Consider the following 24072-nt stretch of genomic DNA (forward strand, 5'->3'; position numbering starts at 1 on the left):
TCAAATGATTCAACATTCTGTATACCATTGTCATATATTCTATCTGCTTCCATTTACCATAAAACGAAAAAAAGATTGAATTCTAATCTTTTTGTGATACCATATGTTATGAGCCTGTAAATAAACATCATAATTTTCAGATAAATATATTAAAAAAAATTACGTTAGACTATAAAAGGGTGGGGTATTAATGGACTCACAAGTGATTTATGCCATTTTGGCATCTTTCATCACTGTACTCGTCGTTACTCCTTTAGTTATTAAGTTAGCTTTTAAAATAGGAGCAACAGATAAGCCAAACGCGCGTAAAGTGCACCAAAAGATTATGCCTCGTCTTGGCGGGTTAGCAATATTTATTGGTGTGGCTGTTGGATTTGTTGTCGGTGGCTTATACGAACAAAGAATGTTATCGATAACGCTAGGTGCGATTATCATTGTAATCATCGGTATTTTAGATGATATGTACGAGTTATCTGCGAAGGTAAAATTCGGTGGACAACTATTAGTTGCCATTATGATTGTAAAAAGTGGATTATTAGTGCAAGTATTATATATTCCAATCCTCGGGGATACTGAACTTGGATGGCTTGCTTACCCAATTACAGTATTTTGGATTGTAGGTATTACAAATGCCATCAACTTAATTGACGGCTTAGATGGATTATCCGCTGGTATTTCATCTATCGTACTGGCAACGCTAGCATATATGGCCTTCACTAGCCCATGGGGTACTGGAGCTGCTATTATCTTACCACTAGCATTAATTACATTAGCAAGTACAATTGGATTTTTATTCTACAACTTCCATCCAGCAAAAATTTTCATGGGAGATACAGGAGCACTATTTTTAGGATACTGTATTTCTGTTATATCGTTACTTGGATTATACAAAAGTGTAACGCTATTCAGCTTTATCGTTCCAGTTATCATTTTAGGCGTGCCTGTATTTGATACGACATTTGCAATTATCCGTCGTATCGTAAATAAAAAACCTATTTCAGCACCAGATAAGTCGCATTTACATCACCGTTTACTTGCAATGGGCTTCTCTCATCGTAAAACGGTACTAATTATATACGCATTCGGTATTTTCTTTAGTGTAAATGCAATCATTTTCTCTAGTGCGACATTATGGTTATCCATTATTCTTCTTTTCGTTTTAATCTTCTTTACAGAGATTATTGCTGAAGTAATTGGACTTGTACATGAACGTTACAAACCACTTATTTCCTTTTATAAAAAAGTGAAAAAACGCGAAGACTAATTGTAGTATAGCCTTTACTATTATGAAATATTCAAATAGCATCCTCTTTCTTATAAGAGGATGCTATTTTTTATTCGTTATTTTATATTTCCAAAATATAGCTTGTTTGAGAGTTCCACTATTGGAGAAAGATATACATAATAAGAAAAGGATTATATTTTCTTTTTTACATCTTGATTGTCAAACTGAGGGTGAATGTTATGATCAAGCGAGTATTTCAATACATTATTTTATTTTTAACGATTACTATGTACGCGTCATCTCATGCAGGAGCAACTACAATTCCCCCTGCTGAACATCATCCAAATACCGAAACTTCCTCTTCTACAAAAAAAATCGCGTACTTAACATTTGATGACGGACCAAACAAATATACTACGCAAATTTTAAACATCTTAAAAGAAAAGAACGGAAAAGCAACTTTCTTTGTTATTGGTGGAAAAGTACCACATTATAAAAAGACAATGCAACGATTAATTAAAGATGGACATTATATCGGACTTCACAGTATGTCCCATGATGTAAAACGCCTTTACACTGGTGATCCATCCGCTTTAATTACAGAAATGGAACAAACTCAAAACATTGTCCAACAAGTTACAAAATTAAATACACATCTCGTTCGTGTCCCATATGGTAGCATGCCTTACTTAAAAAAGAATTACCGTGATGCACTTGTATCAGCCCAGTATAAAATGTGGGATTGGACAATCGATACATACGACTGGAAAAGCTACGACAATCCTTCTGCCATACTAGAAAGGGTACGTAATCAGAGCGATGAACAAGTCGAAGTAATTTTAATGCATGATTCGAGTGTAACCGTACAAATACTGCCACAAGTAATTGATTACTTACAGTCACAAGGATACAAGCTTCTTCCCTATAATCCATCTTCTCATCTCGAAGTAAACTTTTGGAAAGACACAAGATTGTAACAGCTTTAGTGCCTATGTGCTAAAGCTGTTTTATTTTTCTCTTCCCACCCTTCCCATTTTTGTGTAAAATTTTAAATAGTGATGAAGTTTCGAGGTGAATAGAAATGAAACGAATAGATCTCATTTTTAACGCAATACAAAAAGGCAATTATACAGAAGGTGTAACTGCATCAGAACTCGCTACCCTGTTGCAGCTAGATCGAGCCAATGTAAGTAGCGACTTAAACAAACTCGTAAAAGATAAACGTTTATTAAAAACAAATACGCGTCCTGTTCGTTTTTATATAGAAACGAACACTTCGTTGGAAACGCATTCAAAAGAAGTAACTTCATTAGATACATTTGCAGTTGAAAATACGAGCCTTAAAATCGCAATCGAAAAAGCGAAAGCTTCTATTCTCTATCCTCCAAACGGTATGCATACTTTACTGCTCGGAGAAACAGGCGTCGGAAAATCCATGTTTGCTTCTTTAATGCACGAATATGCAATTGAAGTTGAACAGCTTCCTAAAAATGCACCATTTATCGTCTTTAACTGTGCTGATTATGCGAATAACCCACAGCTACTACTCGGGCAATTATTTGGGATTAAAAAAGGAGCGTATACAGGGGCAAGTGATCAAAAAGGGTTAATTGAAAAAGCACATGAAGGGATCCTTTTCTTAGATGAAGTACATCGCCTTCCTCCAGAGGGACAAGAAATGCTTTTCACCTTTATTGACCGCGGAGTATATCGCCGCCTTGGAGAAACAGAAAACGAACGTAAAGCACAAGTATTGATCATTACTGCTACAACAGAAGAACCAAATTCATTTTTATTAAAAACATTTACAAGACGTATACCAATGACTGTCACGCTGCCACCACTTCGTGAGCGTACACATAAAGAACGTTTTGCTTTACTGCAACTATTTTTCACAAATGAAGCAATTCGCTTGCGAAAAGAAATTCACGTTAGTCCGAATGCAATGCGTGCTTTCGTCTTTTACAATTGTCCCAATAACATCGGCCAATTAAAAACGGATGTACAAATTGCCTGTGCGAAAGCCTATTCTGACTTCGTGACAAAGAAACGTGATTCCGTCTATGTTTCAAGTACAGACTTACCTTGGTATATGAAGGAAGGGCTCTTCATTGAAAGAAAAAGCCGTCACCTATACCAAATACCGAATGAAACATTTATATTTACAGGTGATGAAGGTTGGAGTAATCATAAAGCAGAAAACGAAAAACAGTCTTCTATTTACGATTATATTGACTATAAATATGAAGAGCTTCAAGCTCGTGGTATTGAAGAGGAAGAATTAGAATTACTAATAGAAAATGATATTCAAAGCTTTTTCGTACAATATTTTAACCAAATGTCAAAAAAAACAAGTCATGAAAATGTTTTTAAAATTGTAGATCGTAATATCGTTTCCGTTTGTGAAAAAATTGCTGAACTTGCTGAAAAACATTTATCCAAGACATTCGATGAAAAAGTATTTCTCGCTTTAAGTTTACATGTACAGACAACTCTACAACGTTTACAAGCTGGAAAACAAATTCATCACCCACAATTAAATCAAATTCGTACGAAATATAAAGAAGCTTTTTCCGTAGCTATGCAATGCATTCAACTACTGGAAGACGAATTACAAATAACAATGCCTATCGATGAAGCAGGCTTTTTAACAATGTTCTTCGTTGTTGATCCAATTCCTGCCTCACAAACAGAAGTAAAAGTATTAATATTAGCGCACGGCAACGGCATAGCAACAGAAATGGCAAACGTCGCAAACGAACTGCTCGGCATTGAGGAAGTAACCGGTATCGATATGCCGTTACATGAATCGCCGAAAGATTTCTTAGAGCGTGTGAAAGTGTATATGAAAACACTCCAAAATGTAAACGGGCTTCTCTTACTCGTTGATATGGGATCTCTCGCTTATATTGGTGATATATTAGAAACTGAGTTCAAAATTCCGGTACGTGTTCTTTCCATGACGAGCACTCCACATGCACTAGAAGCTGCTCGAAAAGCTCAGCTTGGCTACTCGTTAGATGCATTATATGAAACAGTAAAGAACTTAACACCGTTTTACTTAAACGTACAAGAAGAAAAGAAAAAGCCATTATCACCAATGAAATCTGTTATTTTAACAGCTTGTTTAACTGGGGAAGGCAGTGCTTTAGCTATTCAGAAAATGTTGGAGAACTATTTGCGATTTGACAAAGACTTAATTGAAATCATTCCAATTAGTATCGTCCATGAAAAAGATTTAACGAAAATGATTGAGAACATAAAAAAAGAGCGGAATATCATTTGTATCGTCACGAATTTCGATGTGCAGGTGCCATGCTTAACTTATCATTTCCAAGACATTGTAAACTACACAGCGATTCAGCCAATTCAAGAATTAATTACGTATGAAGAAACATATGCAAAAATGGCTGATATTCTTGAACAACAAATGCAGCGTAACGACGGAGCACTACTTATTAAAACAATTCGATACGCATTAAATACAATTCAAGAATTAATTTCCTTACAGCTAACTCCTGATAGTTTAATGGGTGTTATTCTGCATATGAGCTGTATGGTTGACCGTCTTCAAAAAGGAGAAAGCCTCCTCCCTCATCCGGATAAAGAGAAACGAAGACAAGATGAATACTGGATGTATATGAAAGTAAAAAAAGCATTGCAGCCAATTGAAAATACATTTGAAATACAAATACCTGATGACGAAGTGTTTTATGTTATGGACTTCTTCATTAAAAATCAGCCTGTAAAAAATTAATTGAGGCAGTTTTGTAGTATATCGACCATAACTCGGATTTTATCGGCGATTTTCAAGATATATCGATTTACCGGCTATATTCACTAAAATTTGTACCTTATAGAAAAAAGGCTGTTCCAGATGAACAGCCTTTTTTCTACTTCTTTACTTTCCTAATTCTCCCCCTGATTTCGCCTTTTTTATTAGACTTCGTATAAACATTTACATATACATTCGCCTGAATGATCTCTTGCAGTAAGCTATCAAACGCTCGCCCCTGTAAAGGCCCTTCAAAATCTCCCACATTAACTACACCAGTGACGACTCCTTCATTAACACTAATACCTTGCTTTAATGGACCAAATAAACTTAAAACAATTGGACCAATTTGATCTGTTTTCCCTAAATGAATTTGGCATGATGTAACTTTTTCGATGTTTTTCAATATGACCCGATATTGCAACTTCTTTAAATCCTCACTAAATATAAACTCTGCTACGCCAAAAGCTTCTGTATTTACAGGAGGTATTTCCCTTTTTCCTGTTAACCTCGCAAAGAAATGTGTTGTCATACGGGCATTCTCCTCATATAAATTTCCCAGCACTACTTCTACTACTTTATGGTTTATACATAATCATTTATGACTTTTTCAAGTGTTAATTACGAAGAAAAGATTCACACAATCTTTACATTAGAATCGTTTCTTTTGCTTTACTACCTCCTGTATAATGCATTTAGAAAACACATTCTCGGAGGTCGTTTTGAAAAAAAACAAATACACTTTTCACACATTATTAGAGATTTTTCTCGTCTCATTTAAATTAGGACTTACTTCGTTTGGTGGACCTGTCGCCCATCTCGGCTATTTCCACCACGAATATGTACAAAAAAGAAAATGGATGGATGAACGAAGCTATGGAGATTTAGTAGCACTATGCCAATTCCTCCCTGGTCCTGCTAGCAGCCAAGTCGGTATGGGCGTTGGATTATTAAGAGGCGGGGTATTCGGAGCTATTATTTCATGGATTGGATTCACTTTACCGTCTGTGCTTGTTTTAGTTTTCTTCGCCTCATTCCTTAATCAGTTCGATCTTGGAAGTACTGGCTGGATTCATGGACTAAAAGTTGTAGCAGTCGCTATTGTCGCTCATGCCATATGGGGAATGGCGCAAAAATTAACGCCAGACCGAAATCGTGCGACGATTGCAATTGCAACTGCCTCAATCGCCCTATTATGGCCAAGTAGCTGGACACAAGTCACTCTCATTATCATATCTGGCTGTATCGGCTGGCTTTTATATCGCAACCAACCAATTAGCCAATCTCAACATATAAAAGTACCTATTTCAAAAAAGATAGCAGTTTCTTGTCTCGTCTTATTCTTTGGACTATTACTACTGCTACCAATATTAAGACCGTTCTCTTATTACATCGCTTTATTTGATAGTTTTTATCGCTCTGGTGCACTTGTATTTGGAGGCGGACACGTCGTGCTACCTCTTCTTGAAGGTGAGTTCGTACAAAACGGAATGCTGACGAAAGAACAGTTCCTGGCTGGATACGGATTAACACAAGCAATGCCAGGACCACTATTTACATTCGCCTCTTATATAGGAGCAGTGTTAAACGGAACGCTTGGGGCCATACTTGCAACAATTGCGATTTTTCTTCCTGCTTTCTTACTCGTTATTGGTGTTTTACCATTTTGGAATAGTTTGAGAAAAATATCTTTCATACAAGGCGCACTACTTGGAGTCAATGCCGCTGTTGTTGGTATTTTAATTGCTGCTTTTTATGATCCGATTTGGACAAGCACAGTTATGAACGCTGTAGATTTTGTTTTTGCGTCTCTTCTCTTTTGCTTGCTCGCTTTTTGGAAAACACCACCTTGGGTTATCGTTATACTCGGAGCCTTTGGCGGATATGTTCTATCCATTTTATAAATAGAAAAAACGACGGCATGATATAGCCGTCGTTTTTCTATTAAAACTTCACAAGCTCTATTCCTTCAGGCAACTCGCTCTCTGTTAAAATACGCAATTCTTTCACGCGATCCATTACGTAAGAAGAACGTTTCACAAGCTCTGGATCAATATAAGCTGGATGAACCATAATTTCTACCGTTTGTTCACCTTGTACTCTTTCTTTTAACTTCACAAAGTAATCTTCCGTCACACCATCCGCGTAAAAGTCACTGTAAAATACGTCAGAAAACGGGCGTACTGCTCGCTCTTCCTCACAACGACGGATCGGAACATTATATGTAGCCGCTAATCTCTCAAGAACATCGTGCAAAATCGGTAATCCGTGCACATGGTGATGACTATCTAAATGAGTGGGCGTTAATCCGTAAGATAAGAATTTCTCAATTTGAGCAGTCCATTCTCTCTCGACTTCTTCCGGATTTATCTTCCCTTCCCATACGATGCTTTGTTTATGAAACAATCCATCGCTACTTACAAGTGATGGTACATCTCCAAGAAGCGGTTTCCCTGCTGTTAATACGAGATGTACGCCTACTCCTAATGTGTTATGTTCTTTCGCTAAACGTACCGCATGCTCTGTTCCTGGCATATTCATCATCATCGTCGTTGAATTTACAAGTCCATTTATATGCCCATCAATAATACCGTAATTTGTACCTTCTGTAAGACCGAAATCATCTGCGTTTACAATTAACTTAATCATCGTAATACCTCCTAATAGAGTAAAAAAGCGGGCTAAATAGCGCCGCTTTATTTCTCTACCTTTTTGAAGAACTGCGGAAGATGTTCTTTATGTGCTTCCAACATTTCATCTAAAATTTGTTTTGCCACTTTATCTGATGGTACAAGTGGATTAATTGTCATAGCAAGCAGCGCTTTATGATAATCCCCTGTAACAGCAGCTTCAATTGTTGTGCGCTCGAATGATTTAATTTGTTGTACTAAACCGCGAACTGGTACTGGAAGATCTCCAACTGCAATTGGTTTTGGACCTTCTTTCGTAATAATACAGTTCACTTCAACAGCCGAATCATGTGGCAAGCTTGCAATTGTTCCGTTGTTTCGTGTATTAACAGGCTGGATATCACCTTTATTATTATAAATAGACGTAATTAAGCTACATGCTGCGTCACTATAATAAGCGCCTCCACGTTTTTCTAATTGTGGTGGTTTAATATCTAAATTCGGGTCTTTATATAACTCGAATAAATCATCTTCTAATTGTTTTACTACTTCTGCACGTGTACCTTTTTCAACCGAAGCTTCTTTCTCTTCTTCTAGCATTTCACGTGTTTTGTAGTAGTAACGATGGTATGGACATGGAATTGCACGAAGGCCACGAATAAAGTCAGGTTCCCAGTTAAGCGCAGCAATATTTTCCATCGTAATTTGCTTTTCTGGATCTGTTACAAGTTCTAACACACGATCCATTACACTTACGCCATCTAAATATACGTCTAGTCCGTATACCATATGGTTTAAACCTGCGAAGTCCACATGTACACGACTTGCATCTACTTCAAGTAATTTTGCAAGACCCATACGGATTCCGATTGGAACGTTACATAGACCAACTACTCTTTGAATATTTGTATAACGAAGAACAGCTTCTGTTACCATACCAGCTGGGTTTGCAAAGTTAATTAACCATGCATTCGGACAAAGCTCCTCCATGTCCTTACAAATTTCTAAAATAACAGGAATCGTTCTCAATGCTTTGAATAAACCACCAGGACCATTCGTTTCCTGACCAATTACATCATATTTTAACGGGATTGCTTCATCTTTTGCGCGAGCTTCTAATAAACCTACGCGAAGCTGCGTCGTTACGAAGTCAGCATCTTTTAATGCTTCGCGACGATCAAGCGTTAAATGTACCTCAATTGGTAAACCAGATTTTTTCACCATACGTTTCGCTAAGTTACCAACGATTTCTAACTTTTCTTTTCCTGCCTCAATATCTACTAACCAAATTTCACGAACAGGAAGCTCATCATAACGCTTAATAAATCCTTCAATTAACTCTGGTGTATAACTAGATCCACCGCCGATTGTAGCAATTTTAATTCCAGTCATGCTTTATTCCCCTTTCGCTTCAAGCTTTTTATAAAGATCGATAAACTCTGCTGCTAATTCTTTTACTGTAATCGCATTCATTAAATGATCTTGTGCGTGAATTAAAAGAACACTAATCTCTGTTTTTTCTCCTCTTGCTTCTGATTGTATGAGCTCCGTTTGAAAATGATGCGCTTCATTAATCGCTTCTTTCGCCTTTGCCATCGCTTCATCAGCTTCTGCCATTTTCCCCTGTTTGGCAAATTGAAGTGCCTCCATCGCAAAGCTTCGTGCATTACCACTATTTAAAATTAATTGGAATGGAATTTGTTCTGCTGTAGTCATCATAATTACCGCCCTCTCTATTATGGTTCAACCGATTGAAATACCCCTTCAGTTTGAACATGTCTATTAAAGTATTAATTTATGAATGATAGTTTGGTGTTCTTGTAGATGGTTCTCATCTTTTTGAACATGATATAAAGGTGATTGTCCTCACAGATAGTGTTATCTGTGAGAACAATTACTGTGTTACATAGGTACAGAGTTGTTATTTCCTTGTGCTGCTTTCTCAGTACGGATAACTGAACGATCGCATGCGACAACGAATGGGAAGTAAATCGCCATTGCAACAACAAAGTTGAATAATTGTAAAATCGCACCAGAAGGATGTAAACCTGTTACAAGATACCCACTAATAATTGGTGGAACGTTCCATGGAACCATCGCTACTGTTTTTGGTACCCATCCTAAGTAAATTGCTGTATAAGATGTAATAACTAACACAACAGGTGTTAATACGAACGGGATGAATAAAATTGGATTTAATACGATTGGTGTACCAAAGATTACTGGTTCGTTAATGTTAAATGCACCAGGTCCAATTGATAGACGAGATACACCGCGTAATTGTGCACTTTTCGCTACAATTAATACAACGACTAAAAACGCTAATGTTGCACCAGAACCACCAAGATATACGAAAGTATCAAAGAATGGTTTTGTAATAATGTTTGGAACATCAAATGCAGATGTACCATCTTGGAATAACTTAATATTTTTCTCTAATGCTGGTAAATAAAGTGGCTCAATAATACCACCAACAATATTTGGACCATGTAAACCGAAGAACCAAAGTACATGTACTAATAACGCAATAAAGATTGCACTTGGTAACGTACCCGCTAAACCTTGTAATGGAACTTGTAATGTATTAAAGATATACTCATGAACACTTGTACCTGCTAGTTTTACTGCTAATTGAATACTTGCAATACCTGTTAAAATCACAAATGCTGGAACTAAAGCAGCGAAAGATTTCATTACTGCTGGTGGTACACCGTCAGGCATTTTAATTGTAATGTTTCTTTGAACAAAGAAGCGGAATACCTCCGTTACGAGTATGGAGACAATAAGTGAAACGAACAAACCCTGTGCGCCTGTCCAAAGCATATTTATTCCAGCTTCTTTTGGTGTTGTTGGTGTAAGAATAATTAATGCACCAAACGAAATAATACCTGCTGACAATCCATCAACACCGTAAGATTTTGCTAAGTTATAACTTATGGTAACCGCCACCATCAGAGCTAATACCCCGAAGGACCCTGTCCACATACCAGCACCAATTTGTGTCCAAGTTTCACCGAATAAATCTTTCATAAAATTTTGGAATGCTGGAATTGGTAAACCATTAACTAGTACTGCCATCGAACCAACTAAAATAAGTGGCATAACTGCAATAAATCCATCTCGAATCGCAGCTAAGTGACGTTGCGATCCGATTTTACCAGCAATCGGAACCATGTACTTCTCCATAAATGCAATAAACTTTTGCATTTTACTTCCCCCCTAATTATTTTTTAAGTGTTAATGCGTGATCTAAAACTGCCTCTCCATTCATCATGCCGTAGTGCATTGGATTGATAACGTCGATTCCAACGTTTTTCTCATCAGCAAGCGTTTTCATTGAAGAAAGCATGTAACGAACTTGTGGTCCTAATAATAATACGTCTGCTTGATCGATATTTGTTTTTACTGCATCCCCAGATACAGCCCAAATCTTTCCTTCTAGACCGCGAGCTTTTGCAGCCGCTTCCATTTTTGTAACTAGTAAACTTGTAGACATCCCTGCTGAGCAACATAATAAAATATTCATTTGAAAATCCCCCTTGTGTAGTATAAAAATTTTATGTTTTATTTATTTTTCTTTACGCTATTTATTAATGCAATTAGCGTGCCAACTTTTTAAAACCACTAAAATCAGCACTTTTTCGACCATTCCCTTTGTGTGTTAACGCTTTCAATTAGTGTGTCGACCAAAAAACACACAGTGTGTTATAAAACAACACGCTTTTAACACATAACTGTATGAAAATAGATTAGTGTTTAGTTGTCTAGTTGTATTTAAAACAAAAAAACACTAAAAAAAATTTTTAGTGTTTTTACCCTCTATTTAATGAAATAAAAAACCTTGCATACGCAAGGTTCATTCAGATATTGACATCTTCCTATATAATTCTACAAATTCACTCGCTAATTCCTTCACCGTAATTGCATTCATTAAATGATCTTGCGCGTGCACCATCAGAAGGGTGACTTCGGTCTTTTCACCACCAGCTTCTTTCTGTATGAGATCCGTTTGTACACGGTGCGCCTCTTTTAATTCTTCTAACGCTTCTTGTAATTTCGCTTCTGCTTCTGTAAATTCTCCACGCTTTGCACAATCAATTGCTTCCATTGAGCAACTTCTCGCATTTCCCCCATGCAAAATTAAATGAAAAGCCTTCGTTTCTATCGTATCCATTTTAGTTCTCTACTCCCCCTTTTCTTCCGCTATTTTTTGTTTATCCCATATTTTTAAGAACGGTAAATATATGACGAACGCTAGTGCAAAGTTAACGAGTTGCAAAATCACACCTGAAATTTTGCCACCCGATCCTAAATATCCACTAAATAGAATTGGTGTCGTCCATGTTACAGCAGCACCACTTGGGCGAGCTACCAATCCCCATTCCATTGCGAAATAAGAAACAATCGTTAATACAACAGGAACTACTATAAATGGAATAAGTAAAAGTGGATTCATGACAATTGGCATACCGAAAGTTACCATTTCATTAATATTAAAGATACCAGGTGCAATTGACAATCGTCCTAAACTTTTTAATTGCTGACTTCGTGCAAACAATAACATTCCGACAACTAAGGCTAATGTTGCACCAGAACCGCCCATATAAATCCATAAATCAAAAAACTGTGCAGTAATCGTGTTCGGTACATCTTGGCCCGCTTGAAAAGCAATCCGGTTCTGATCCATTAACGATAACCAAATCGGGCTCATTACACCGCCCACAATTGTAGCTCCATGAATTCCACACGCCCAAAGGACATGAACGAGAATAACCGCTATAACTGCTCCCCAAAGACTAGCACCAAGTATACTCAGCGGTTCTTGCAGTAGCTTCCCTACAACATTATGAATGCTTCCGAAAGTTGTGTGTTCAAAAATCAATCTAATGATCCAAACAACTGTCACAACAATAAACCCAGGAATAAGCGCTGCAAATGAACGCGTTACTGCCGGTGGAACTGTCTCAGGCATTTTTATAATCATCTTTTTTTGTACAAGAAATCGGTATATTTCAGTAGATATAATTGCAATAATCATCGCTACAAATAAACCTTGGCTTCCCATTAATGCCGCTGGAATTACTCCATCTACCAGTATACTTTCTTTCGTACCCGGCATGATATATGCAACTTGAAATGGAGTTGCAAGTAAAAATGTCACAAGCGACAATGCCCCGGATGCTAAAGCGTCCACTTTATAATATTCTCCAAGCCTGTAAGCGATTCCAAAAACAGCTATTAAAGCCATTATATTAAAAGTTGCACTAACTGGATACCCTAATGCTACGTTCCAGTTTTTCCCGAACAAACTCGCCATGAATTCACTATACCCAGGGATTGGTAATGTACTAATAATAAGAAAAATTGATCCTATAATTAAGAACGGCATCGTCAATACAAGTCCATCACGAATTGCTAGCAAATGCCTCTGCTCTGCAACCTTTCCTGCTACCGGCATTACATATTTCTCTAAAAACCGTATCATCTATCCCACTCTCCTCATGGTTTCATTGACAAAGCTGCTTGCAAGATAGCTTCTCCATTACAAAGTCCGTAATGGACGGATTGAATGACATCAACAGGTACTCCTTTCTCCTTACATAATTCTTTCATTTTCGGTAATAAATAACGTACTTGCGGTCCAAGTAAAAGTACATCTGCTTTATCAATATGGCTATTTACTTCAGAACCTGATACAGCCCAAATCTTTACCTCTATCCCTTTTGCCTCTGCTGCTTTCTCCATTTTTGTAACAATCAAACTGGAAGACATTCCCGCTGCACAGCAAAGTAAAATATTCATCCCTTTTCCCCTCCCCCTTTTTCCAAGCCTAGGTTACGGCGCATCCCTTACCACAACTAGGTTACAAATATATATGTCTAGATTTCCTGCTGTATGCCGAGCTTAAAAACAAAAATTTCTCGGTTTTCACGCTATTCCATCTATCCGTATTCTCCTAGTAAAGAGGGCTCTAACTCGCTATAATAATTCAGTATGATTTTTTATAATTGATAGGAGGATATATTTATGAAGGCATATCGCTTTCCACTTATTTTATTATCTTCTATCCTAATTGGTGGTTTCATTGGTTATTTCATGGGTGCCGATGCAGTTGCTTTAAAGCCGCTTGGTGACATTTTCTTAAACTTAATGTTTACGATTGTTGTACCTCTAGTGTTCTTTAGCATCGCGTCATCTATTGCTAATATGGATGGATTAAAACGTTTCGGTAAAATTATGTCTAGTATGGCTGGGACTTTCTTATTTACAAGTATTTTAGCTGCTATTTTTATGATTATTGTCGTGAAAGTATTCCCGCCAGCACAAGGTGTTGTATTAGAACTAACCCAACCTGACAAAGCTGAAAAAGCAGTTAGTGTTGCAGATCAAATCGTCGGTATTCTAACAGTATCTGACTTCTCGAAGTTACTATCTCGTGAAAATATGTTAGCTCTTATTTTCTTCTCTATCTTAATGGGGGTTGCAACTTCAGCAGTTGGTGAAAAAGGAAAACCATTCGCTACATTCTTACAAGCTGGTGCAGAAATTTCAATGAAAGTCGTATCTTTCATTATGTACTACGCTCCAATCGGACTTGCTGCTTACTTCGCAGCATTAGTTGGTGAATTCGGACCACAGCTTCTTGGAACTTACTTCCGAGCAGCAATGGTATACTATCCAGCGTCTCTTATTTACTTCTTTGTATTCTTTACGTTCTATGCATACCTTGCAGGTCGCAAGCAAGGTGTACAAGTATTTTGGAAGAACATGGTCTCTCCTACAGTTACATCTCTTGCAACTTGTAGTAGTGCCGCAAGTATTCCAGCAAACTTAGAAGCAACGAAGAAAATGGGTATCTCTTCTGACGTTCGTGAAACAGTTGTCCTTCTTGGATCTACACTTCATAAAGACGGCTCTGTTTTAGGCGGCGTATTAAAAATTGCTTTCTTATTCGGTATTTTCAACATGGAATTCGAAGGACCAAAAACATTAGCAATCGCACTTGTTGTTTCTTTATTAGTAGGAACAGTAATGGGCGCTATTCCAGGCGGCGGTATGATTGGTGAAATGTTAATCGTTTCCCTATACGGCTTCCCGCCAGAAGCATTACCAATTATTGCAGCGATTAGTACAATCATTGATCCTCCTGCAACGATGTTAAACGTAACAGCAGATAACGCTTGTGCCGTAATGACAGCTCGCCTTGTAGAAGGTAAGAACTGGATCAAAAACAAATTTGCTTAATAGATAAAAAGAGGATGCTCGTTTTGAGCATCCTCTTTTTGTCGTTATTTGTTGATAAGTCGATATCCCTTGTCGAAACGTCGATATATTGAAAAAATCGTTGATATATTTGAAGTTATGAACGATATATCCGAAAAATCGTCGATATAATCTATTCCGCCACAAATTTGTTAAAATTTTCACAAACATTCCACACCCATCATCCATTCTCCGTACTATAATCATGTATGGAAAAGGAGATGTGGACATAATGACACAAAGCGCACCAGAATTTAAAGTTTTGCAAAGCATTGCATTCCTTGCTGTCGTTTTGCAAAGTTCCTTATTATATACAATGAATCAAGGAAATGTCTTACTTGAGCAATCCCTCATTATGGGTATGCTATTTAACCTTGCAAAATTTTCAGCACCTGCATTCATATTTATCGTCGGTTTCCACTTAATTCGTCAATATACGAAGCAACTAGCCTACACAGAATATATTTATGAAAAAGCCGCACATTTACTCATTCCTTATTTCTTCTGGTCTGTTCTTTACTTATTAACAACAAACGATATGATCACATTACAAGGTGGAATAAAAAGTTTATTACTCGGAACAGCCGCACCCCATCTTTGGTATGTGATTATGATGTTTCAAATTCACCTACTGTTCCCTTTACTGTGCACACTATTTTATTGGTTTCAAAAACGAACAGAAAATAAAAAAGACATATATAAATATATGACCGTCTTTGCTTCTCTATATTTCCTCTTAATGTGGTATTCTTCGCACTACATTTTTAATGGAGAGAAATTGACTAGCTCAACAATTTTACATTATACAGATCGTTCCTTCTTCTTCTATTCGTTCTATTTCGTCATGGGAGGAATCGCTGCTGTCGCACTAAAAGCGTGGCGTACATTTGTCATAAAACATATCCCGCTTATCACAATATTATTTTTCGTCTTATTTTTATTCATTAATTATGAGTTATTTAGTTTTTACGGAGCAAACTCTATTCATTTAACCGTTTCGACTTATTTAAAACCGTCTATGTTTTTATATATCGTATGCGAAATTATCATACTTTACGTGCTATCTATTACAATCGTACAGCGACGCGGTTTCTTATATAAAGCTTTACGATTTATCGGGAATTACACGTACGGTGCTTATTTAGCTCACTTTTTTTTCTTGCAACTATGTACAAAGTTTCTTTCTTTATTCACGCTGCAAGAAAACACAATATTGTATAGCTTATTATTATTTACAATAACAGCCACAATCTCGATTTCAACAATGGTCATATGCAGTACACTACCATTTCATACATGGATTACAGGACCTTCTCCTACGACAAATATGAAATGGGCGAAGATTGTATTTCGGAAAAGTCACGAAAAGGTATTCAAACCATATCTTTGATATAATAGAATTCCATAAAAGAAAAGAAAGTAGGACACACCTATGATTAATCAAATTGGACAAATTATGCTATATGTAAATAATCAAGATGAAGCAGTACAATTTTGGACTGAAACAGTAGGATTCCAAATTATTGCGGAAGAAAATAACGGACAAGGTTTTCGCTGGATTGAAATTGCGCCGTCAAAAGAAGCAGGCACAAGCATCGTCCTTCACGATAAAGAGTTAATTGCAAAAATGCAACCTGAATTAAACTTACATACACCTTCACTTATGTTCTTCTCTAACAACTTAGATCAACTGTATAAAGATCTTTCTGAGAAAAACGTTACTGTTGGACAAGTTGTAGATTTACCTACTGGCAGAGCTTTTAACTTCGCTGATAACGAAAACAATTACTTTGCGGTAATGGAACGCAAATAAAAAAGAAGCTATCCGAAAAAACCGGATAGCTTCTTTCATTTTAAGAAACTTGTTCTGCATTCGTTTCTCTATGTTGTATATGGCTCGTGATCCAAGCAATTCCACCAGCAATAACGAGATAGCATAACAATATTAAAATTTGCATTTGTAATTGCGACCAATCTCCTAAAGAAATCACATCTTGCAATCCTCTAAGAGAATGGGACATTGGGAGAAATTGTCCAATCTTGCTAAGAACAGCTATATTTAATTCTCCTGGGAAAGTCCCACCGCTCGTCGCTAATTGCAAGACGAGAAGCGTTACCGCTAAGAACTTTCCAACAAGACCAAACACCGTTACTAACATAAGAATAAACGTCATGAACGTAAAGGAAATAACGATACTTGATAAAACAAAGAGTGGCACACTTGCAACTTCTAATTTCATAACTCCTAGCACAACCACATCCACAAGTAATGCTTGAATAAGTCCAATTACATATACTAACCCTAATTTATTAATAAAATGTACCGTTCCGCTTACTTTCATATTTTGTCTACGGCCAAGCGGTAAAATATTCGATGCCATAATTCCGCCAACATAAAATGCAAGCGATAAGAAATATGGTGCAATACCTGAACCGTAATTAGGCACGTCAGAAACTGTTGACTTCACTAATTGAACCGGCTCTGAGAACATCGTATTGCGTGCATCATCATTGCGAACATCCGCTATCTTCTCTGCGCCCTCTCCTAATTTCGTAGAAAGTTCTTTCGCACCATCGTCAAGTTTAACAAGTCCGTTCGTTAACTGATCAGCACCATGATTCAGCTCTGTTCCCCCGCTCGCAAGTTGATTTACACCTTCTTGTAATGATGTAAATCCAGCTCCCCATTTTGTAAATCCACTAGCTAAATTTGTAGCACCCTCTGCTATCTTTTTCGTTCCAGCAGTAGCTTCATTTAACTTAACTCCGAATGTATTCATACCTTCTTCAACCTTATGCTGACCATCTGCAAGCTTCTGTGCACCTTGTGTCAATTGTTTCTGACTATTATTTAAAGTGTTTGTTGCTTGAGCTAATCCATTAGAAGTAGCGATAATCTTTTGAAAAGCAGGATCTTGCTGCACCTCTGGATGACTTTTCACGTACTCTTCTAATTGTTGTTTTACACTATTTGCTGCATTGTCCGCTTTCGCTTGCCCTTCAGCCAGTTTCTCACTTCCGTTCACCCATTCATTTGTACCAGCATTTAATTCACTAACCCCTGATTGTAAGTTTTTTTCACCTTGCGTCAATAACTCCATACCGCTATGAAGTGAGGTTGCTCCTTGACTTAGCTCATTCGCTCCATCAGTTAAGGCTGATTTGCTAGAAGCAAGTTTTTCACTTCCCTCTTTCACTTTTGATGTCCCGTCACTTAAACGATGAATACCATCTGCAAGCTGATTTGCCCCATTTCTTGCATCTGTCGTTCCTTCATGTAACTTCCCAGCACCATTACTTGCATCACTCAACCCTTGTGCTAAGTCTTGAAACTTTGAAAAGACACCTTCTGTATAAGATTTCGTAATACTATTTGAAATTTTTGTTTTCATATTTTCAACAGCTGTCGTTCCAATTTGCGCTGCTACAAAGTTTTTACCCGGATTTACTTTGTACTGCAATTGTGCTGGTTCTGGTTTCTCATCCATAAGTGTACTTACCTTTTTAGAGAAATCCTCTGGAATCGTAACAACCATATAGTACTTATCTTCTTTTAGCCCTTCCTCAGCATTTTTTTCTGATACGAAATGAAAAGCCAGTTCCTTATTCTCTTTTAAATTTTTTACAAAATCATCTCCTGCACGAATTATTTTCTCATCCATTGCAGCACCCTTATCTAAATTTACAATTGCAACAGGTAATTTATCTAATTTTCCGTATGGATCCCAATATCCAGCTAAAAAGAACCCTGAATAAATTAAAGGAACGATTAACAAAAAAATTAAAGCGATACGCCCATGTTTATGGTACCACATCGCTTTCCAATCTTTAAATACAAGTTGAATTCCTTTCATGAAACATACTCCTTCTCCGAATTTCACACCATTAGAATGGTTTAACAGATTTACTATACACGTCCATTTCCATACTGTATAATACATCTTTAATTATCAATCCATTCCTTTTGGTCTATAGAAAGGAGAGTCAAAATGGAACTTCTTCAACTAAAATACTTTCAAACAGTTGCACGATTAGAGCATATGACAAAAGCCGCTGAAGAATTGCATATCGCGCAGCCTTCGCTCAGCAAAACAATTGCTAGATTAGAAAAGGACTTAGGCGTTCCGTTATTTGACCGCCAAGGGCGACAAATTACATTAAACTCTTTCGGGAAAGTATTTTTAAAACGAGTAGAGCGCATTTTTCATGAATTAAGTGAAGGCGAACGAGAAATTAAAGATTTAGCTAACTTACAACAAAGCTCTATTACGCTGGCTGTTTCTATTCCAAGAATATTACCCGAACTAATTGGTTCTTTTTTACTAGAACATCCTAACATTCGATTCCAACAGTTTCTCGCATCTACTCCTTCTATGAAACGACAACTAGATAATATAGAAATTGACTTTTGCATTTCTTCTGTGCCAATTGAAGGCGAGGAGATTATTTGGGAACCACTTATTACAGAAGAAATTTTCTTAGTCGTCCCTTCAGGGCACCGTTTATCAGAACGTAAAAGTGTATATCTGCATGAAGTAAAGGACGAACCGTTTATTAGTATGAACACTGGTTATGGATTTCGGCACTTAACAGATGAATTTTGTAAAGAAGCTGGCTTCACTCCACATATTGCTTTTGAAGTAGACGAACCAACCGTGATTAGCGACCTGATTAAGCAAGGCCTCGGCATCGCCTTTGTCCCAAGTTTAACTTTATTAAAAAACTCTACTTTAGCATTAAATAAGTTACGTATTATTGAACCAAATTGTGAGAGAACGATTGGCTTAAGCTGGTCAAAAAAACGTTACTTATCGAAAACTGCTCAGAAATTCCGTGAATTCGTGATTGAGTACTTCTCCAATATTAGGACTTAAAATGATATCAAAAAATAAAAGGTGCCATCCCCATAGGGTGGCACCTTTTATTTTTCACTCTTCTCTAATTCTATTTCAGCTAAAAGCGGCAAAACATTATCAAAAATATGCGTATTGTTATTTTCGCCTGTTACATATCCACCGTAATATCTACTAAATACGTTGTCATTTCGGAATGTGGCCATATGATCATATAATTCCTTTGCAAACTTTGTATCACCTGTTTGTAGTACGTACAAAATCGTTAATCCGTAAGCGGCTGGCGATTCATAATTCACAGTTTGTTTTCCCGTTTCTAAATTGTAACGGCCGTATAACTTTCCATCCTCCTGGAATTTCTTCTTTATAAACTCCAAATAAGCATCTGATGAAAGGCCACCTAAACTACGATGATATGCAACGTATGATTGGTCAATAAGATTCACTTCTTTGTCGTACGTAAATGTACCATCCGCTTTATACTCTTTCGGGAATGCCCATCCATGCCTTGGATAATCTGCTAAAAATTGAACGACTTCCTCATATTGCTGAGCAGAAACTTTTCCATACTTTTTCATATAGGAGAATGCGCGCGGATTTATATATGACGTTGTTGCAAAATCATTTTGTTTCCTTGCATCTGCATCATAATAATCAACATAATAATTACCTTTCTTATTATAACGAATTACAGCATCACTCAATTGATCTGCCAAGTTTTTATAGCGCTCTTCCTTGTACATTTCATAAGCGCGATATAACTGTTCTATAATACGGAGATCATCAATAAGTGCATTTGTAGCTGACTGCATTTCTCCCTTTTCAGAGATTTTCCATAAAACAATTTGGTTCTTATGTACAAAGTTATTTTGAATAACCTTAACTTGTTCATCGAATAACGCTTGATCGTCTTTATCGAGTGTATATTGCAGCCATAGTCCTGCTGATTCCGATAAAGCTTCTCGGCCTTTCGCTTCACCGGTACCTGCTTTTGTATCTTCTAAACGATATGTAGCAAGCGTCCCATTTTCATTCACCATATGTCTTAAAATAAAATGTTCCGTACGGTTTCCTTGCAAAGCTGACCAAAATACAATTCCACCTAAAGCGATTAAAAGAATAACTCCAATCACTATATATATACGTTTCCGCAAACTTTTCACCTCCCTAGTAAGGCTATCCTTAATTTTACCAGAACATACGTAAATGTAAAAAAGACAATCTATTAGATTGTCTCCCGTTCCTCTATCTCTCACAAGCCTCTTTAGAAGGTCTATATAGCGATTCCACGAGTCGATCATACTCACTACGCGTAATCTCTTTATTATACAGCTTCAATAATAAATCTCTATGCTCTTTTGAAAATGCCATCTTTTTAATGACTTCAGGATACATAAAACATCCTCTCCATTTCACATAAACTTCTTCACTTCAAAATCAGAACTTATGTTCGCATAAAAGATTATAAAATATTCCTTACTAAAAAACAAATAAAATATTATTAAACATTAACTTCTTTCTATTTAGAATATTCAAACATAATATTATCATATCCACTTTTTAAATACATATATATTTTTGGAAGTTTTTTTGAATAAATCTTCCAATTCAATCAGAAAATAATGGCAAAAAAGAAGAGGAGTTTACATATGGATACGGTAACATTAGCAAGAGCATTTTTCGGTTCTTCACTAGCATTCCACATTATCTTCGCAACACTTGGTGTCGGACTTTCATTAATGATTTTTATAAGTGAAATACTCTATCACTGGAAGAAAGATTCCGACTACGCCATTATGGCGAAAAGATGGACAAAGGCCTTTGCCATCCTTCTTGGTGTAGCAATTCCAACTGGAACAATCGTTGGTGTGCAAATCTCACTGCTTTGGCCTGGTTTTGCTAAAATTGTTGGGCAGGTTATTTCTGTGCCCTTTCAAATTGAGATTTTCGCCTTCTTTTTAGAGGCTTTGTTCATGTCCATTTATGTATATGCAGCTGACAAACTACCTCCATTCATGAGATTAATCTCGCTATTCTTCGTCATGATTGGTGCCACGGCATCCGCCGTGCTTATTACATCGGCAAATACATGGATGAATACACCCGCGGGCTTTTCAATGGGGCCAGATGGATCAGTTTTTAACGTTGATCCGTGGAAAGCTTTCTTTAATCCGAGTTTTGGCACGAGCGCATTCCATGTTGTGATTACAGCCTACGCAACTGGAGCTGCCGTCATTGCCTCTATCGCCGGATTTAAATTATTAAAGAAGAATGTAAGTGAACGTGAAGTAGCATATCATAAAAAAGGACTACTGTTAGGACTCGTCGTGACATTTATTACAGGCGCTACGATGTGGCTTTCGGGGCACGAATCGGCAATTGCTTTACATAAGCATTCCCCTGAAAAACTGGCATCTGCTGAAGCTTTATTTGAAACGACATCACATGCACCGTTATCAATTGGCGGCGTTGTAGATCCTAACACACTTGAACTAAACTACGCACTAGAAATTCCGAACATGCTTAGCCTACTAGTAGGACTAGACCCTAGCACTGTCGTAAAAGGACTAAAGGAATTTCCACAAGAAACATGGCCACCATTTTACACGCATACACTGTTCAATTTAATGGTTGGCACTGCTGCCTTTACCTTTGCAGTTGCAGCAATTGCCCTCTTATATTGGTACTTTGTTTACCGAAAAAAAGGAACAGAGCTACCGAAGTGGCTTCTTTGGGGAGCTGCCGCATGTGGACCAGTTATGATGCTCGGCATTGAATTTGGGTGGATTTTCAGCTGTAGCGGTCGTCAGCCATGGACCATTTACGGTATGCAACGTACAGTCGACGCTTCTACACGCGCTGATTTTGTCGGTCCTTTATTTATTCTATTCATCATTTTATATATTGGACTCGGTATTTTAACAGTTTTTGTACTACGAACATTCTTTAAGAAACATCCGCTTACAAATGATTTACATCACGAAGGAGGCGATTCTCGTGCATGAGGAAAGTATTGCAATCATCATCTTATGGGCTCTTATTTTCGTATACAGTATATTAGGGTCCATCGATTTTGGAGCAGGTTTTTGGGGCATGGTATACGCAAAACATCCAACGCTCGCTGCCAAGCTTGCCAACCGATACTTATCACCGACTTGGGAAGTAACAAATACATTTCTCGTCTTTGTCGTTGTCGCTTTTCTCGGTTTCTTTCCGAAAGCCGCTTTCACCCTTGCGACAGTCATGTTCGTACCAGTTATGTTAATTTTAATACTCATTGCAATTCGCAGTACATTCATGGTATTTGCTTACTCTGTGCCAAAATATCAGTACCTCCTTCGGGTTATTTCAGGTATTACTGGGCTCTTAATTCCAGCCTTATTAATTACCGTTTTACCTGTTACAGAAGGGGCCTATATTACAATGTCTGAGGGAAAAGAAGTACTCCTGTATGGAAAACTTCTTTCTAGCCCGGTGATCTACTGTTATATGCTCTTTGGGCTAACTTCGGAATTATTTCTTTCCTCCCTCTTTCTTGCTGATTTTGCGAGAGAGCAAGGTTCAGAAGATTCGTATAGAATTTATAGAAGAAACGCCATCATCCTTGGTCCTGCAACACTCGTTACGGCGATTATCGCCCTCGTTGTAATGGATCCGGAAACACACTGGCTTATGCAAGGGCTCATAAAGCAATTCCCGTGGTTTACAGTTTCTATCGTTTTATTCGTTATCGGGTACTCTTCTCTTTGGTGGACAAACAAGAAGTATGGCACACTAGGATACCCTCGCATTGCCGTTTTAGCAGTCGTCGCTCAATATGCATTTGCAAGTTATGCTTACGGCGTTGCACATTTACCGTATATTATTTATCCTGATGTAACTGTATTTACAAGCTTTACAACGGTCGAAACATTCTATGCATTGCTTATTCTATATGCAATTGGGATTGCAATTTTATTACCAGGATTTATTTTCTTCTGGAATTTATTCTTGAAGGATCGAACTTTTTTGAAGGAAAAATAATATTGTAGGGCCTGTTCCAAAAGGTATTTTGGGATGGGCTCCTTTTGTCATGCTTTATCGATAAGTCGATATAATTTAAAAATCGCCGATATATTTTGAGTTGCGCTGATATATCTCCATAATCACCTATATAAATTTCATTTACTATCTTACTGCCCCATTAATTTCTAGACTCCTCTCACAATAGTTATTTCACTAAGAGAGATACTTGTCCCATAACTTGAAAAACACATATTCATTGTACTCCGTTATACGTCTAGTTCTTCTTATTTTTTGCTGAATATACTACCAATACAAACCTTA

At 37.2% G+C, this 24072-nt stretch carries 22 protein-coding genes; 10 read left to right on the forward strand and 12 right to left on the reverse strand.

Going from position 1 to position 24072, the window contains the following annotated elements; all coding sequences use genetic code 11:
• Nucleotides 1-190: 190 nt before the first annotated feature.
• The 3 genes from ACTFRS_RS21920 (at nt 191) to ACTFRS_RS21930 (ending at nt 4982) form a co-directional block, all read left to right on the forward strand.
• The gene (locus ACTFRS_RS21920) at nt 191-1264 is read left to right on the forward strand and encodes a glycosyltransferase family 4 protein (RefSeq protein ID WP_016718934.1); all 1074 of its coding nucleotides are present in this window, start codon (nt 191-193) and stop codon (nt 1262-1264) included.
• Between the two features lie 200 nt (nt 1265-1464).
• Entirely contained in the window at nt 1465-2202 is a 738-nt protein-coding gene (locus ACTFRS_RS21925; RefSeq protein ID WP_242293925.1) for a polysaccharide deacetylase family protein, read from the forward strand.
• Nucleotides 2203-2306: 104 nt separating this feature from the next.
• Nucleotides 2307-4982, forward strand: a complete 2676-nt coding sequence (locus tag ACTFRS_RS21930) for a PRD domain-containing protein (protein ID WP_061184236.1) — start codon at nt 2307-2309, stop codon at nt 4980-4982.
• A gap of 136 nt (nt 4983-5118) precedes the next feature.
• Here ACTFRS_RS21930 and exsM read toward each other — a convergent pair whose 3' ends face one another.
• Nucleotides 5119-5532, reverse strand: a complete 414-nt coding sequence (gene exsM / locus ACTFRS_RS21935) for an exosporium regulatory protein ExsM (RefSeq protein ID WP_139868383.1) — start codon at nt 5530-5532, stop codon at nt 5119-5121.
• Between the two features lie 190 nt (nt 5533-5722).
• Here exsM and ACTFRS_RS21940 point away from each other — a divergent pair, with 190 nt between their 5' ends.
• Nucleotides 5723-6904, forward strand: a complete 1182-nt coding sequence (locus tag ACTFRS_RS21940; protein WP_440025026.1) for a chromate transporter — start codon at nt 5723-5725, stop codon at nt 6902-6904.
• A 40-nt stretch (nt 6905-6944) separates the two neighbouring features.
• Here ACTFRS_RS21940 and chbG read toward each other — a convergent pair whose 3' ends face one another.
• From chbG to ACTFRS_RS21980, 8 genes are all read right to left on the reverse strand, one after another.
• Nucleotides 6945-7649, reverse strand: a complete 705-nt coding sequence (chbG, locus tag ACTFRS_RS21945) for a chitin disaccharide deacetylase (protein WP_431085084.1) — start codon at nt 7647-7649, stop codon at nt 6945-6947.
• Between the two features lie 47 nt (nt 7650-7696).
• Complete coding sequence (gene celF, locus ACTFRS_RS21950) at nt 7697-9022, reverse strand: 6-phospho-beta-glucosidase (protein ID WP_431085083.1); 1326 nt, start codon at nt 9020-9022, stop codon at nt 7697-7699.
• A gap of 3 nt (nt 9023-9025) precedes the next feature.
• The gene (locus ACTFRS_RS21955; RefSeq protein ID WP_000989047.1) at nt 9026-9349 is read right to left on the reverse strand and encodes a PTS lactose/cellobiose transporter subunit IIA; all 324 of its coding nucleotides are present in this window, start codon (nt 9347-9349) and stop codon (nt 9026-9028) included.
• A 183-nt stretch (nt 9350-9532) separates the two neighbouring features.
• Nucleotides 9533-10837 carry a PTS cellobiose transporter subunit IIC gene (gene celB / locus ACTFRS_RS21960; protein WP_139868391.1) on the reverse strand — a complete coding sequence of 435 codons (1305 nt, stop codon included), beginning with the start codon at nt 10835-10837 and terminating at the stop codon, nt 9533-9535.
• A 16-nt stretch (nt 10838-10853) separates the two neighbouring features.
• A complete protein-coding gene (locus ACTFRS_RS21965; RefSeq protein WP_001023567.1) occupies nt 10854-11156 on the reverse strand; it encodes a PTS sugar transporter subunit IIB in 303 nt (100 codons plus the stop codon).
• 330 nt (nt 11157-11486) lie between these two features.
• A complete protein-coding gene (locus tag ACTFRS_RS21970; RefSeq protein ID WP_001977014.1) occupies nt 11487-11804 on the reverse strand; it encodes a PTS lactose/cellobiose transporter subunit IIA in 318 nt (105 codons plus the stop codon).
• 9 nt (nt 11805-11813) lie between these two features.
• Complete coding sequence (gene celB, locus ACTFRS_RS21975; protein ID WP_000617776.1) at nt 11814-13115, reverse strand: PTS cellobiose transporter subunit IIC; 1302 nt, start codon at nt 13113-13115, stop codon at nt 11814-11816.
• Between the two features lie 14 nt (nt 13116-13129).
• Nucleotides 13130-13432 carry a PTS sugar transporter subunit IIB gene (locus ACTFRS_RS21980; RefSeq protein ID WP_001023538.1) on the reverse strand — a complete coding sequence of 101 codons (303 nt, stop codon included), beginning with the start codon at nt 13430-13432 and terminating at the stop codon, nt 13130-13132.
• Between the two features lie 225 nt (nt 13433-13657).
• Here ACTFRS_RS21980 and ACTFRS_RS21985 point away from each other — a divergent pair, with 225 nt between their 5' ends.
• From ACTFRS_RS21985 to ACTFRS_RS21995, 3 genes are all read left to right on the forward strand, one after another.
• Nucleotides 13658-14875, forward strand: coding sequence for a dicarboxylate/amino acid:cation symporter (locus ACTFRS_RS21985; RefSeq protein WP_000649373.1), 1218 nt, complete (start codon nt 13658-13660; stop codon nt 14873-14875).
• A gap of 250 nt (nt 14876-15125) precedes the next feature.
• A complete protein-coding gene (locus tag ACTFRS_RS21990; protein WP_431085082.1) occupies nt 15126-16283 on the forward strand; it encodes an acyltransferase in 1158 nt (385 codons plus the stop codon).
• Between the two features lie 42 nt (nt 16284-16325).
• Entirely contained in the window at nt 16326-16706 is a 381-nt protein-coding gene (locus tag ACTFRS_RS21995) for a VOC family protein (protein ID WP_000609844.1), read from the forward strand.
• A 40-nt stretch (nt 16707-16746) separates the two neighbouring features.
• On the opposite strand, the gene ACTFRS_RS22000 is transcribed toward ACTFRS_RS21995, so the two are convergent.
• Nucleotides 16747-18747: a YhgE/Pip family protein gene (locus ACTFRS_RS22000; protein ID WP_431085081.1), complete on the reverse strand. Its 2001-nt coding sequence runs from the start codon at nt 18745-18747 to the stop codon at nt 16747-16749.
• Between the two features lie 135 nt (nt 18748-18882).
• On the opposite strand from ACTFRS_RS22000, the gene ACTFRS_RS22005 reads away from it, so the two are divergent.
• Nucleotides 18883-19767, forward strand: coding sequence for a LysR family transcriptional regulator (locus tag ACTFRS_RS22005; protein WP_242293931.1), 885 nt, complete (start codon nt 18883-18885; stop codon nt 19765-19767).
• 47 nt (nt 19768-19814) lie between these two features.
• On the opposite strand, the gene ACTFRS_RS22010 is transcribed toward ACTFRS_RS22005, so the two are convergent.
• On the reverse strand, nt 19815-20900 hold the full coding sequence (locus tag ACTFRS_RS22010; RefSeq protein ID WP_113759610.1) for a transcriptional regulator: 1086 nt from the start codon (nt 20898-20900) through the stop codon (nt 19815-19817).
• Nucleotides 20901-20991: 91 nt separating this feature from the next.
• Nucleotides 20992-21141, reverse strand: a complete 150-nt coding sequence (locus tag ACTFRS_RS22015) for a hypothetical protein (protein ID WP_000283185.1) — start codon at nt 21139-21141, stop codon at nt 20992-20994.
• A 254-nt stretch (nt 21142-21395) separates the two neighbouring features.
• Here ACTFRS_RS22015 and cydA point away from each other — a divergent pair, with 254 nt between their 5' ends.
• Nucleotides 21396-22751, forward strand: a complete 1356-nt coding sequence (cydA, locus tag ACTFRS_RS22020) for a cytochrome ubiquinol oxidase subunit I (RefSeq protein ID WP_000381964.1) — start codon at nt 21396-21398, stop codon at nt 22749-22751.
• Nucleotides 22744-23769 carry a cytochrome d ubiquinol oxidase subunit II gene (locus tag ACTFRS_RS22025; protein WP_000544167.1) on the forward strand — a complete coding sequence of 342 codons (1026 nt, stop codon included), beginning with the start codon at nt 22744-22746 and terminating at the stop codon, nt 23767-23769. The genes cydA and ACTFRS_RS22025 overlap by 8 nt, the downstream gene beginning before the upstream one ends.
• Nucleotides 23770-24072 lie beyond the last annotated feature (303 nt).

Origin of the sequence: Bacillus cereus group sp. MYBK139-1 (genome assembly GCF_051916915.1) — a bacterium.
GTDB lineage: Bacteria > Bacillota > Bacilli > Bacillales > Bacillaceae_G > Bacillus_A > Bacillus_A pacificus.

Coding starts and splice junctions, on each gene's coding strand:
- ACTFRS_RS21920 (WP_016718934.1), top strand. CDS start 191: ATGGACTCACAAGTGATTTATGCCATTTTGGCATCTTTCATCACTGTA.
- ACTFRS_RS21925 (WP_242293925.1), top strand. CDS start 1,465: ATGATCAAGCGAGTATTTCAATACATTATTTTATTTTTAACGATTACT.
- ACTFRS_RS21930 (WP_061184236.1), top strand. CDS start 2,307: ATGAAACGAATAGATCTCATTTTTAACGCAATACAAAAAGGCAATTAT.
- exsM (WP_139868383.1), bottom strand. CDS start 5,532: ATGACAACACATTTCTTTGCGAGGTTAACAGGAAAAAGGGAAATACCT.
- chbG (WP_431085084.1), bottom strand. CDS start 7,649: ATGATTAAGTTAATTGTAAACGCAGATGATTTCGGTCTTACAGAAGGT.
- celF (WP_431085083.1), bottom strand. CDS start 9,022: ATGACTGGAATTAAAATTGCTACAATCGGCGGTGGATCTAGTTATACA.
- ACTFRS_RS21955 (WP_000989047.1), bottom strand. CDS start 9,349: ATGATGACTACAGCAGAACAAATTCCATTCCAATTAATTTTAAATAGT.
- celB (WP_139868391.1), bottom strand. CDS start 10,837: ATGCAAAAGTTTATTGCATTTATGGAGAAGTACATGGTTCCGATTGCT.
- ACTFRS_RS21965 (WP_001023567.1), bottom strand. CDS start 11,156: ATGAATATTTTATTATGTTGCTCAGCAGGGATGTCTACAAGTTTACTA.
- ACTFRS_RS21970 (WP_001977014.1), bottom strand. CDS start 11,804: ATGGATACGATAGAAACGAAGGCTTTTCATTTAATTTTGCATGGGGGA.
- celB (WP_000617776.1), bottom strand. CDS start 13,115: ATGATACGGTTTTTAGAGAAATATGTAATGCCGGTAGCAGGAAAGGTT.
- ACTFRS_RS21980 (WP_001023538.1), bottom strand. CDS start 13,432: ATGAATATTTTACTTTGCTGTGCAGCGGGAATGTCTTCCAGTTTGATT.
- ACTFRS_RS21985 (WP_000649373.1), top strand. CDS start 13,658: ATGAAGGCATATCGCTTTCCACTTATTTTATTATCTTCTATCCTAATT.
- ACTFRS_RS21990 (WP_431085082.1), top strand. CDS start 15,126: ATGACACAAAGCGCACCAGAATTTAAAGTTTTGCAAAGCATTGCATTC.
- ACTFRS_RS21995 (WP_000609844.1), top strand. CDS start 16,326: ATGATTAATCAAATTGGACAAATTATGCTATATGTAAATAATCAAGAT.
- ACTFRS_RS22000 (WP_431085081.1), bottom strand. CDS start 18,747: ATGAAAGGAATTCAACTTGTATTTAAAGATTGGAAAGCGATGTGGTAC.
- ACTFRS_RS22005 (WP_242293931.1), top strand. CDS start 18,883: ATGGAACTTCTTCAACTAAAATACTTTCAAACAGTTGCACGATTAGAG.
- ACTFRS_RS22015 (WP_000283185.1), bottom strand. CDS start 21,141: ATGTATCCTGAAGTCATTAAAAAGATGGCATTTTCAAAAGAGCATAGA.
- cydA (WP_000381964.1), top strand. CDS start 21,396: ATGGATACGGTAACATTAGCAAGAGCATTTTTCGGTTCTTCACTAGCA.